The 11,732-nt window shown below is 55.1% G+C and carries 10 protein-coding genes; 6 read left to right on the forward strand and 4 right to left on the reverse strand.

The annotated features are described in order from the left end of the window. Positions 1–185: 185 nt before the first annotated feature. The 3 genes from mnmG (at position 186) to JMJ04_RS12605 (ending at position 4,578) form a co-directional block, all read left to right on the forward strand. A complete protein-coding gene (mnmG, locus tag JMJ04_RS12595; RefSeq protein ID WP_201370826.1) occupies positions 186–2,246 on the forward strand; it encodes a tRNA uridine-5-carboxymethylaminomethyl(34) synthesis enzyme MnmG in 2,061 nt (686 codons plus the stop codon). A 331-nt stretch (positions 2,247–2,577) separates the two neighbouring features. Beyond that, the gene (locus JMJ04_RS12600; protein WP_040442483.1) at positions 2,578–3,261 is read left to right on the forward strand and encodes a response regulator transcription factor; all 684 of its coding nucleotides are present in this window, start codon (positions 2,578–2,580) and stop codon (positions 3,259–3,261) included. Between the two features lie 105 nt (positions 3,262–3,366). Next, positions 3,367–4,578 carry a sensor histidine kinase gene (locus JMJ04_RS12605; RefSeq protein WP_201370827.1) on the forward strand — a complete coding sequence of 404 codons (1,212 nt, stop codon included), beginning with the start codon at positions 3,367–3,369 and terminating at the stop codon, positions 4,576–4,578. A gap of 51 nt (positions 4,579–4,629) precedes the next feature. Here JMJ04_RS12605 and nfi read toward each other — a convergent pair whose 3' ends face one another. From nfi to JMJ04_RS12620, 3 genes are all read right to left on the reverse strand, one after another. After that, complete coding sequence (gene nfi / locus JMJ04_RS12610) at positions 4,630–5,337, reverse strand: deoxyribonuclease V (protein ID WP_201370828.1); 708 nt, start codon at positions 5,335–5,337, stop codon at positions 4,630–4,632. A gap of 36 nt (positions 5,338–5,373) precedes the next feature. Continuing rightward, positions 5,374–6,132 (reverse strand): class I SAM-dependent methyltransferase, encoded by a 759-nt coding sequence (locus tag JMJ04_RS12615; RefSeq protein ID WP_201370829.1) that lies wholly within the window; start codon positions 6,130–6,132, stop codon positions 5,374–5,376. Positions 6,133–6,273: 141 nt separating this feature from the next. Next, the gene (locus tag JMJ04_RS12620) at positions 6,274–6,960 is read right to left on the reverse strand and encodes a nuclear transport factor 2 family protein (protein ID WP_201370830.1); all 687 of its coding nucleotides are present in this window, start codon (positions 6,958–6,960) and stop codon (positions 6,274–6,276) included. A gap of 402 nt (positions 6,961–7,362) precedes the next feature. Here JMJ04_RS12620 and JMJ04_RS12625 point away from each other — a divergent pair, with 402 nt between their 5' ends. Further along, positions 7,363–8,364: an MDR/zinc-dependent alcohol dehydrogenase-like family protein gene (locus tag JMJ04_RS12625; protein ID WP_201370831.1), complete on the forward strand. Its 1,002-nt coding sequence runs from the start codon at positions 7,363–7,365 to the stop codon at positions 8,362–8,364. 110 nt (positions 8,365–8,474) lie between these two features. Here the strand turns inward: JMJ04_RS12625 and JMJ04_RS12630 are convergent, their stop codons facing one another. Next, positions 8,475–9,257: an SDR family oxidoreductase gene (locus JMJ04_RS12630; protein WP_201370832.1), complete on the reverse strand. Its 783-nt coding sequence runs from the start codon at positions 9,255–9,257 to the stop codon at positions 8,475–8,477. A gap of 504 nt (positions 9,258–9,761) precedes the next feature. Between JMJ04_RS12630 and JMJ04_RS12635 the strand changes: the two genes are divergently transcribed. Continuing rightward, positions 9,762–11,414, forward strand: a complete 1,653-nt coding sequence (locus JMJ04_RS12635) for a sodium:solute symporter family protein (RefSeq protein WP_201370833.1) — start codon at positions 9,762–9,764, stop codon at positions 11,412–11,414. Between the two features lie 22 nt (positions 11,415–11,436). Then, a complete protein-coding gene (locus JMJ04_RS12640; RefSeq protein ID WP_201370834.1) occupies positions 11,437–11,685 on the forward strand; it encodes a hypothetical protein in 249 nt (82 codons plus the stop codon). The last annotated feature ends 47 nt before the right edge of the window (positions 11,686–11,732 follow it).

Below are 11,732 nucleotides of genomic sequence, written 5' to 3' on the forward strand. Positions count from 1 at the left end.
GTCATTTTTGACGGCTACGCCGATATTTTATTCTGCCTGATTGTTGAAACATTCATTAGCGCTGAAAACGTGAAAAATCCTAGCTGGCGTGTCAAATATTGACGCTGGTGAACGACTGGGGCATAATATGAGCCGTGTTGAAGTGAAGAAACATTCATAGAGAAGAAGCGACCAGGTACGGAAATATGACTAACACTGGAGAGAGCTTGCACACATCCTCTGAGCCGCGTGTGCACGGCTATTATGATGTTATCGTTGTGGGCGCGGGACACGCGGGCTGCGAGTCCGCGCTGGCCAGCGCGCGCATGGGACTCAAGACCCTATTGCTCACGATGAATCTGGATAGCGTGGCCTTGATGCCCTGTAACCCTTCTATGGGTGGACCGGCCAAGGGACACCTGATCAAGGAGATTGATGCCCTTGGCGGCGAGATCGGGCGCAATACCGACCGCACCTTTATCCAGATGCGCCTGCTAAATACCAGTAAGGGGCCAGCGGTTCAGGCCTTGCGCGCGCAGTGTGATAAGCAAGCCTACCGCCTGGCGATGAAGTTTGTGCTGGAGAGCCAGCCAAATCTCGATCTACGGCAGGCGACGATCTTGCGCTTGCTGAGCACGCAGCGCGAGGATGGGCGGCATGTGATGCATGGTGTGGTGACCAGCAACGGTTGGGAGTATCATGCGCGCTCAGTGGTGATGACGACGGGCACATTTATTAATGGTCGCCTGGTGGTTGGCGAGAAGACGCAGCCAGGCGGGCGCGCCGGCGAAGGTCCGGCGCTAGGTATCTCCGATTCGCTGCGTGCACTGGGCCTGGAGATGCGGCGTTTTAAGACGGGTACGCCCCCGCGTATCGATGCACGCACAATAGATTTCGGCAAGACGGAGCGCCAGCCTGGAAGTACTGTCCCGCTCTATTTTTCGCAGGATACAGAGGCGCGCGAGGATATCCAGGTACCCGGTGGGAAGCCAAACTCGGTCTACCCTGTGCTGGAGGAGGACCTGCGCGGCTGGCGTCCGCAGTTGCCTTGCTACCTGGTGCGGACAACCGAGCGCACCCATCAGATTATTCGTGATAACCTGCATCGTTCTCCCCTCTATACTGGCATCATCGAAGGGGTTGGGCCGCGCTACTGCCCCTCTATTGAGGATAAGATTGTGCGCTTCGCCGACAAGGTCTCGCACCAGATCTTTCTGGAACCAGAGGGCTGGCGTACGGGCGAGGTCTATGTCCAGGGCATGAATACCAGCCTCCCCGAGGATGTGCAGCTGGAGATGCTGCGCAGCATTCCCGCGCTGGCGAAGGCGGAGATCATGCGTGTTGGCTATGCCGTCGAGTATGACTATGTCTTGCCCACACAGCTCTTCCCTACGATGGAGACCAAGCCCGCAGCGGGCCTCTTCCTGGCGGGCCAGATCAACGGTACCTCCGGCTATGAGGAGGCCGCGGCTCAGGGCATCATGGCGGGCATTAATGCAGCCCTCTATGCGCGTGGCGAGGATGGCTTTGTGCTGGGGCGACATGAAGCCTACATCGGTGTCTTGATCGACGACCTGGTGACGCGTCCCATGAGCGAGCCCTATCGCCTGCATACCTCGCGAGCTGAGCATCGGCTCTTGCTGCGCCCTGAGAGCGCTGATCTGCGCCTGGGCGATCATGCCTATCGCTTGGGCATGATTGGAGATGAGCGCTATGAGCAGGTAGTGCGTAAGCGAGAGGCCATCCAGAGTACCCTGGAGGTGTTGGAGGGCGTGAGCTTTACCTCCTCAAGGGTTACAGAGCAGCACGCCGAGACGCTGGGAATTGCCCCGCTGGGACAGAAGATGTCCGCGAAAGAGCTATTGCGGCGCCCAGCCGTGAAGTACTTCCAGGTCGCTCAACTCTCGCAACGTATGGTTGAAGAGCACACAAACATGGATGGCGCGGAGTCTACATCCAGGATCTTTATGGAACTGACCGACCTGCCGGAGGATACTGCTGAAGAGGTTGAGCTCCAAGTCAAGTATGAGAACTATGTGCGCAAGCAGGAGCAATTGGTGCGCCGCACCTCGCGCCTGGAAGAGATGCGTATTCCGGAGAACCTGGATTACCGCGATGTGCAGCACCTGCGTACGGAGGCGCGCCAGAAGCTGCTTAAGACGCAGCCACGCACGGTTGGGCAGGCCTCACGCGTAGAGGGAGTAACCCCCGCGGATATAGCCATTTTGATGGTGTATATCCAGAAAGTACGGGCTTTAAGGCTGTAATCTTGACATAAACCTATAGTACTGTGTACCATACACAGGCATAGGGGTTATAAAATACTAGTAAGAAGAAAAAGCAGTAACATTAAACATTCTCCTCGAGTGGTGGTACTGCTTTTTTTCAGCAACCATGTTGGGGAGATCGCTGATGGAAGGGAGTAGCGACGTTATACCCACGCTCATAAGCGCAGACTACCCAATGGTTAACCTGGTTCACATGGGGTAAATGGCAATTACATGATAGGTAATTGCCTATATGTTAGATGGACATTGGGAAGTGCCCACAGCCCACAGCAGTGTGCACGGCAACCTGAAAGACAGGAGAGGGAAGACTGTGTACATTCTCGTCGTAGATGACGACCGCTTTGCCAATACGCTGGTGCAATTTGTACTGAGCAAAGAGGGATACGAGGTAGAAACGGCGGATAACCCTCGCGGGGCCTTGCAAATGATTCAGAAGCGAGAACCGGACCTCTTGATTCTGGACGTCACGATGCCGTATATCAATGGTTTTGAGTTTTCCGCCAAGCTAAAGGCGGAAGGCTATGAGATCCCCCTTATTTTTATGACGGCCCAGGACACAATTGAGGCAAAGCTCCAGGGGTTCAACATTGGCGCGGATGATTACATCTGCAAACCTTACAATCACCAGGAACTGGTCGCGCGTGTACAGGCCGTTTTGCGCCGGATCAAAAAGAGTGGCAAAACGGGCAACCAGAGTATCCGCGGCGGGCAGATAGAGCTCTTCCCGGCCGAGCTGAAAGTCGCCGTAACGGGGAAGCAGCCCGTTACCCTGACTCCCACCGAGATGCATGTTTTGCGTGTTTTGATGCATAGCGCGGGCCAGGTGGTGAATAGAGATCAATTATTGGCTGAGGTCTGGAACGATAACGAGAACAACAGCAATATCGTCGATGTCTACATCCGTCGCTTGCGCGTCAAGCTGGAGGACGATCCAGACAAGCCACTCTACATTCTCTCAGTGCGTGGCGTTGGCTATAAGTTTGTAGGCAAGTAAAGATGTAGGGATGTGCTCATTTCTTTCGCGTTCGAGTGAAGGGGAGCTGGCTTAAACAAGAACGTGAAGACATTGGAAATGTAGGGGGTCAGGGTGCGGAAAGATATGTCACAAGAAGGGTCAGGAACGCATCGAGAAGAGGAGACATATGACCTGGCGGTCGTGTCGCCTCGCCGGGGGCGCCGCAAGCGTGATGAGGCGGTGCCGTTAGAGCGCGAGCTGGTGCTTACGTCTTTTATGACGCACAGCCCGGACGCGCTACTAGTTCTGGATAAAGACTTTTGCCTGCGCGACAGCAATCCAGCGGCCAGGGAGATGTTGCGCTTACCTGGAGGCAAGCCGGGGACGCTGTGGAAATGTCGCGAAATGTTACGCTGCAAGAACCTGAACCGTATGGAGCTGTGTGGAACTTCGAGCTGTCCCCTGACGCGGGTCCTGCAACAGGATGAGTCGCTGCAGAACGAAGAACTGCTGGTCGGGGCAAAGGAGGAGATTTTTTGCGAGGTCTCCACCAGTGTAACTCCTATTCGTATAGCCGAACAGCCGTACGCAGTTTTGGCTCTGCGCGACCTCTCGGCCCTCAAGGTGGCGAACCAGGTGCGCTCGAATTTTGTCTCAATGGTTTCACATGAGCTGCGCACACCCTTAAACTCGGTCCACGGCTTTATTGAGCTTCTCTGGCAGGGGCATATGGGCGAATTGAATGATGAGCAGCGCCTCTACCTGGGATACGCTCAAGAGGGGGTGCAGCAGCTTATCTCAATCGTCGAAGACATTTTGTTTATGACGCGCTCGGACCTGGGGCAGTTTGAAACTAAGCAGCAAGGCGTACAGTTGCTAGAGCTGGTTCGCCTGGTGGCGCAGAGCTTACAGCCGCAGGCGCTGAAGGCGGGGGTTGCGTTCGTCCTGGAGATTGCGCCCGAGACCCCCCTCTTGTATGTTGATCCACAGCGCATCAAGCAAGTCTTAAATAACCTGATCTCCAATGCCATTAAATATACGCCACCCGGTGGCTCGGTGACTATTACAGCCAGCGTGCATGATGCACACTTTCAGATGATCAGTGTCACCGACACCGGCTATGGTATTCAGGTTGAGGATCGCCCACATATTTTTGAGCGCTTCTACCAATCCAACCATAGCCAGCAATCGAAAATGGGTGGGTATGGCCTGGGCCTCTCAATCGCCAGGTTGATCGTAGAGCAGCATGGTGGCACCATCAGCTTTGATACCGTGGTAGGCAAAGGTTCGTCTTTCTACTTCACACTGCCCATCCTGGAAGGGGCAAAGCGCCAGAAGGCCGCGAGCCGAGAGTAGGTATTTTTTGTACATTTGTGGCCACGCGTCTACATATCACGTCGCCACTTACTATGACCACAGGGTAGGTTGCTCAGGCGCTTCTGGCTCGATCCAGGTTTTGTCTTTGGAGAGCTTATCGGCCTGGCGCGTTGGCTCCGGCAGACGGTAGCCTTTACTACAGGCCAGAACGTAGCGGATGCTGGTCTCCAGGCTAATGAGATGCCCTGGCGAGATAATCATGGGGTTAACACGTGTGCGCGTGCGCACCATGGCACCAATGACCTCCTTCTTATAGATAAGAGGAACCCAGGAGCCCGCCTCTTCGCCGAGAGCCTCTTTATCGTAGTGCCCAACCAGCAGCGACTTGGCGCAGCCGATGGTGGGGATATTGAGCCAGAGACCCAGGTGCGCGCCAATGCCGATGCGCCTGGGGTGAGCGATACCCTGACCATCTACCATGACCAGGTCGGGTTTCTGGCGTAGTTTGCGTATGGCGCCCAGGACGCTAGGCGCCTCGCGAAACGAGAGGAGACCCGGTACATAGGGCATTTGTATCGGCTCCTCGTAAATGTGCCGCTCCACAATCTCCAGGTCGGGGAAGGAGAGGAGCACCACGGCCGCCTGAGCCATATTATGCTCTTCGTGGATGGCCATATCAACTCCCGCGATGTAGCGTACCTCGCCTACCTGATCCTCCAGAATAATATGCTGCGCCAGTTCATGTTGCAGGGCGATTGCCGCCTCCGGGCTCAGATTCCATGGGTGCGGTATCTGCATATGCCTTTCCCTTCTCTGCGTTGTGAATACTATGTGCTATCGGGCCTCGGCGATACAAATCAGGCGTGGACTTTCTAGCTGGTAAGGCGCCAGGTCATAGTCGCCATAGATATCCTTTACCTGAAAGCCTGCCTGCTCCAAAAGGAGTTCAATCTCTCCACGTTCGAAGAGGTAGTGATGTGTCGTGACGACCGTACGTTGAACGGGTCCGCCCTGGTGATGCTGATCATAAAAGTGTGTTAGCTCCAGCAGGTGACGATCATGCGAGGCGGCCGGGCTGACAAAGTGGGAGAGCCAGGTTTGGTCATCGGATTGCCAGGTTCCCTGGTGTAGCATTTGCCCGCTCATACCCTCCATATAGCGCAGGTCGCCGTTGCTAATATCCAGAATGAAAGTGCCACCGACCGAGAGATGGGCACGAATGGCGGCCAGGGCCTGTTTCTGCTGGACGCGTGATGTAATGTGTGCAAAGGAGCCAAGCGCGATAAAGGCCAGGCGATATTTCTGCTCCAGCTGCAGAGTGCAGACATCTTGCTGTACCAGGGTACAGTGTTTGCTGAGACCAGCGTCATCTAATGCCTGGCGTGCGAGGTCCAACATTTGCGCTGAGGTATCGACGCCCGTAACCTCGTAGCCATCCTCGGACAGGGGAAGCAGGACGCGGCCACTGCCGCAGGCCAGCTCCAGAATCTTGCCGCCGCAGAGTTCAGCGAAGTTGCGATACATATCGAAATCTTCGCTGAACTGAGCGTGTTCGGCATCATAAAAAGGCGCGATCAGGTCGTAGTTATTCATTGTGTGAAAACCCTTGTACTTCTTCTCCGAACACCCTGCGCACGCCTGTCCCCGAATGGGGGAAGCGCTAGACACGCCAGTGGCGCGCGCCCCCGAATGGGCGTTGGGTTTCGGAATAAGATCTTAGGGCGGGGAGAGATGCTAGATGCCATCGGCCTCCACAATCTTCCAACTGCCATTTATCTTATTAAGCGTGAGGTGAACAACGTACACTTTGTTAGTACGTGTGACCGTTACCGCAATTTTCGCGACGGTATTGTTCAATGATACCAGACGGGGGTTGCTACTTTCAATGCTTCCCAGCTGTTGATCGGCGCTTTGTGCGGCACTTGTAAAGGTCTCTTCGTCTGAAATCTGAGTTGTGCTCCCATCATCTTGCGTGATAGAGAAGCTCGCATCTGGCGATACATAGGTATAGGCCTTAGTATAGTCCATTGTCTGCAATGATTGATAGTAGAGGGTGACCCTGGCCGGTGCCTGTACGGTGTCAGACTGGACCAGGCTGATACCCAGGTAGCCAATGACGCCACAGATACCACATCCCAGGAGGGTCACACCTCCCAGCACGCCCAGCGTAATCCAGAGCCACAGCAGCGACGACTTCTTGCGTGGCGGCGGCATAACCGGGTAGGGATAGGGTGGCATGCCTGGAGCCGGGAATGGACCCGCCGGTGGCATCGCGGGTTGTGGGTAGGGATAGCCCTGGTAGGCAGAGGGTGGGGCCTGATACTGCCCAGAGGGAATATGTGACGGCGTGGCTTGCGCAGGCGTTGTAGATGGTAGAGGTATATCAGTGGACAAGGTTGGCTCATTGGGATCAAAGGACATAGAAATACTCCCTTTTCTTATAGTGGGATGTGCTGTGTCGAACGCGGAAATGGAAATATATGCTCTATTGAAGTGCATGCATGTAGAGACAGTATAGTCAGGTGCAGCCAAATTTACAAGCATCAAGCGGGCTGGCGTCAATGTTTTGCAAGGGCGTTTCCAATCCCATAGGCGCCCGATTTATCGCGTGCAAGGCGATGTATCGCACGAATACAGCATATGGGGTGCCGTTCCAGAACGCTCTGATGCCCTCGGGCAAGCCGCGCCACACCATCTCATCGGTCGCGACTCTATATTCGTGCGATACATCGCCTTGCACGCGATAAATCGGGCGCCTATGGTTCCCGTGCAAAACTTTGAATTACACTCGCTTCAAACAAACTGGCAGGAGGAAAAGATCACATGCGCGCGTTAGTGTATGGAGCGCAAGGCCTGGCCTTAGAACATAACTACCCACAGCCGCAGCCTGGAGAGGGCGAGGCACTGATCCGGGTTGTGCAGGCGGGCATTTGCAATACAGACCTGGAGATTACGCGAGGGTATAAAGGCTTTCAGGGAGCGCTGGGGCATGAGTTTGTCGGGGTGGTCGAGACGATCCAGGGGCTTGACACACGCGCGCAATATAGCCATCTGCTGGGTCAGCGCGTAGTTGGTGAGATCAATATTCCCTGCCGTGGCGCGCAGTGCTGGTATTGCCGCCAGGGGATATACTCGCATTGCCCTCGACGAGCAGCGCTGGGTATTGTGGGCCGGGATGGCGCCTTTGCCGACTATCTCACCCTGCCCGTTGAGAATCTGCACCTGGTACCCGACGAGATCAGCGACGAGGAGGCGGTCTTTGTGGAGCCGCTCGCGGCAAATTTTGAGATGCTGGAGCAAGTGCATATCACGCCCGGTATGCGCATGCTGGTACTTGGCGATGGCAAGATGGGGCAACTGGCGGGCCAGGTCCTGGCTCTGAGCGGGGGCCAGGTCTGGATGGTAGGAAAACACGAGGAGAAGCTGGCCCTTGCGCGTAAGCGAGGCATTACAACGCTCACCGTAGCCGAGGCCGAACGCCTGGTGCAGGAGGGCGAGCGCCTCGATCTGCTGGTGGAGTGTACTGGCTCGGAACAGGGCCTGGACATGGCTTTACGCCTGGTGCGGCCACGAGGAACCGTTGTACTCAAGAGTACTGTTGCGGAGAAAGGCGCGCTGGATCTCTCCCGTATCGTCGTTAACGAGATACGCGTGCAGGGATCACGCTGTGGACCCTTTGAGCCAGCCCTGCGAGCCTTGCACCAGAAGCGCATAGATGTTGGACCTCTTATCAGCGCGCGTTACACTTTAGAGAACGCCGAAGAGGCCTTTCGCCAGGCTGAGCAGAAAGGTATGCTCAAGGTTCTGGTAGAGATCCCCCTCTAAAAAGAGATAGATATTCATTTTGCACGCAATCAAGTGCAAAATGAATATCTATCTCTTTTCTCTGAGTGCCACAGGCGCGAACAATCGCGGAAGGCAGCATGCGCTTCTTTTTAGCCGCGTAGGAGCGACGAGGCGCCGTCGATCCAGATCTCGGTACCGCTGATATGGCTGGAGACATCTGAAGCCAGGAAGAGCGCCAACTGGGCTACCTGCTCTGAACTGGCGGACTCGCCATCGGCCAGGGGCGTTGAGCCTTCAGGGAACTCGGCAGGAATTTTTACCTTCTCGACATCGCGCTGTTGCGTATTCGCGTTGATTTCGGTGTCGACCGCTCCCGGGCAGATGACATTGACGCGTATTTTGCTGCGACCCAGCTCAACTGCTAGCATCTTGGTCATGGCAACCTGGGCCGCCTTGGTGCTGGAGTAGGCCGTGGCGCCAGTATTACTGAAGATGCGCGTTCCATTGACCGAGGCCGTTACGATGATCGAGCCACCCTGCTTTTTCAAAGAGGGGACAGCGCTCTTAATCGTCAGGAAGGTGCCCGTCAGGTTGGTATTAATTGTCTTCATCCACTCGTCAACTGAGATCTCTTCAATGGGCGCCCAGACACCATTGATACCCGCGTTGGCGAACACGATATCCAGTCGGCCCCAGCGCTCAATAAGCTGCTGTACGGCGCGCTGCATGTCCTGCTCCCGCGCCACATCGGCGGTTATAGCGATGGCTTCATGCCCCTGGGCTGTAATCTCCTTAACGGTCTGCTCGATCTCGTCGCTGGTATGACTGAGCACGCCAACTCTGGCTCCTTGTTGGGCGAAGAGCACCGCAGTGGCCTTGCCGATGCCGGAGCCCGCTCCAGTTACTAATGCGACTTTCCCTGAGAGTGTCACTGTTATCTCCTCCTCTATGCGATAGAATCTTCACAAGATGCACGCTAAGCACGCGCTCCAGGTTTCAATCAGGGCCAAACAGCAAACATCGACACTTGATAAGCCAGCTTTGGGCTTGAATGCTTGAACTTGTACACCTTTGGGGCATGTGAAACGTGTTTTTCATAAGACGTTGAAGCCTTGTTCGTAGAGCTTTGATCTGTTATAGCTTTCTTAAGTACGAAAGCTCCAACGCTGCATCGATAAATAGGAATTAAAAGATCGCGACTTTTTGTTGAGTTTTTACCCGATGGTTGGTATGTGGTTGAGGAGGAGTTCCGCGCACCTGTCTCGTGCGGCATGTATTTGAAACTGGGGAAAGCGTTGTTAGGGGGTGGGGCCACCGACATGCCGCTGGGTTCTACACGCTGGCTCTGATAAGAGAGACGCCACGAGGGCGCCTCTATGCTTTGTCATGCCATGAAGCGATCCGCGGTTTCCTCTACGCTCAAAGGAGATGTTGTTATGTTGACCTTTGCATTCACGCAAGTGAATGTGCCAACAGCGAATCTCGGCTGGGTAGATTACCTGATTATTGGTATTTACTTTTGCGTGACGCTGGGCATTGGTTTCGCGCTCCGAAGACGCATGCGCTCTTCCGAGGACTTTTTCCTTTCTGGTCGTTCGCTTCCTAGCTGGGTAACAGGCCTGGCCTTTGTGGGCGCGAACCTGGGCGCGCTCGAAATCCTAGGCATGGGCGCCAATGCCGCGCAGTACGGCTTTATGCAGGCCCACTTCTACTGGATTGGCGCTATTCCGGCCATGCTGTTTGTGGCCATCTTTATGATGCCATTCTACTATGGCAGTAAGACACACTCGGTTCCAGGCTTCCTCAAGCTGCGCTTTAACGAAGCCACCCGTGGCTTTAACGCCATTTCTTTTGGCGTTTTGACGATCCTGACTTCTGGAATTAATATGTATGCCGCCGCGCTGGTGTTTAACGTCCTGTTTGGCCTGGACCTCAACATCTGCATCTGGATTTCCGCGGCCTTTATCATGGCCTATATTCTCCTTGGCGGCCTCTCGTCCTCCATTTATAATGAGACCCTGCAATTCTTCCTGATTGTCCTGGGCCTCTTACCGCTTACTCTGATTGGCCTGAACCATGTAGGCGGTTGGGCGGGTCTCCAGGCCAAGGTGAATAATCCCGCCTTCTTCCACCTGTGGCAGGGGACGGCCGGGAACAACAATCCCTTTGGTGCCAACTTCATTGGCATCGTGCTGGGCCTGGGCTTTGTCCTGAGCTTTGGCTACTGGTGTACCGATTTCCTGGTCGTGCAGCGCGCGCTGGCGGCTGAGGATGAGGCGGCTGCCGAACGCACACCCTTGATCGCGGCCTTCCCCAAGCTCTTCTTCCCCTTTATCGCTATCGTTCCTGGACTGGTCATTTTCTCGCTGATGCCGCACCTGGGCCAGGGTGGCGGCTTCCAGAACTCCTATAACATGGCGATCCCATACGCGATGGTGCAGTTCTTCCCCAGTGGCCTGCTGGGCCTTGGGCTAACGGCATTGCTGGCATCTTTTATGTCTGGTATGGCCGGTAATGTGACCGCCTTCAATACCGTCTGGACGTATGACATCTATCGCTCATATATCAAGAAGGACGCGCCTGATAGCCACTATCTGTGGATGGGCCGCATCATTACCGTTGTCGGTATTGTGCTGAGCGTCGGCACAGCTTACCTGGCGGCAAGCTTCAACAGTATCATGGACTATGTTCAAGCTCTCTTCTCCATCTTTAATGCGCCGCTGCTGGCGACGTTCCTGCTGGGTATGTTCTGGCGTCGCACGACTGGTTGGGGTGGTTTTGTTGGCCTGGTGGTGGGGACGGCGGCTTCGATTAGCCTCTGGCTCATGGAGCAGTACCATATGATCTCTATGGGGAGCAGCCAGGGGTCGAGCATGTGGCGCGCTCTGATCGCCTGGTCGGTTTGTTTCGTGGTGACCATCGTTGTCTCGCTCGTTACCAAGCCGAAACCCGCTAGTGAGCTGAAGGGCCTGGTCTACAGTATGACGCCGAAGCGTGAGGTTGTGGAGACGGTCTGGTATAAGAAACCTCTGGTACTGGCTGGTATCGCCCTGGCGATATTCGTGGTCTTAAACATCATCTTCTTCTAGCCAGCGAAAGGACGCAATGATTATGAGTCAACAAGATGTGCGCAACATGGAAAAGTCGGGCGAGACACATCGGCTCTCTATCGCCTTAACTATTGGCACGACCATTGGGGTTATCGGGCTGGTGCTCCTCCTCTATGGAGCATTCGGCACAGGTGCCGAGTATAACCGCAGCGATGGCTTCAATATTAACCTGTGGTGGGGGCTGGTAATGCTCATCGTAGGCGCAGTCATGGCAGGAGGCAGCTTCCTGTCAAGCCGTAAAAAGCGCTAATCTTGATGAGAAAAGTGGGTCGGTCGGGGTATACACCCCGACCGACC

This window comes from Ktedonobacter robiniae (assembly GCF_016587375.1).
Taxonomy (GTDB): domain Bacteria; phylum Chloroflexota; class Ktedonobacteria; order Ktedonobacterales; family Ktedonobacteraceae; genus Ktedonobacter; species Ktedonobacter robiniae.

What these genes read in the sequence shown, in the direction of transcription:
- mnmG (WP_201370826.1), top strand. Translation starts at nt 186, where the DNA reads ATGACTAACACTGGAGAGAGCTTGCACACATCCTCTGAGCCGCGTGTG.
- JMJ04_RS12605 (WP_201370827.1), top strand. Translation starts at nt 3,367, where the DNA reads ATGTCACAAGAAGGGTCAGGAACGCATCGAGAAGAGGAGACATATGAC.
- nfi (WP_201370828.1), bottom strand. Translation starts at nt 5,337, where the DNA reads ATGCAGATACCGCACCCATGGAATCTGAGCCCGGAGGCGGCAATCGCC.
- JMJ04_RS12615 (WP_201370829.1), bottom strand. Translation starts at nt 6,132, where the DNA reads ATGAATAACTACGACCTGATCGCGCCTTTTTATGATGCCGAACACGCT.
- JMJ04_RS12620 (WP_201370830.1), bottom strand. Translation starts at nt 6,960, where the DNA reads ATGTCCTTTGATCCCAATGAGCCAACCTTGTCCACTGATATACCTCTA.
- JMJ04_RS12625 (WP_201370831.1), top strand. Translation starts at nt 7,363, where the DNA reads ATGCGCGCGTTAGTGTATGGAGCGCAAGGCCTGGCCTTAGAACATAAC.
- JMJ04_RS12635 (WP_201370833.1), top strand. Translation starts at nt 9,762, where the DNA reads ATGTTGACCTTTGCATTCACGCAAGTGAATGTGCCAACAGCGAATCTC.
- JMJ04_RS12640 (WP_201370834.1), top strand. Translation starts at nt 11,437, where the DNA reads ATGAGTCAACAAGATGTGCGCAACATGGAAAAGTCGGGCGAGACACAT.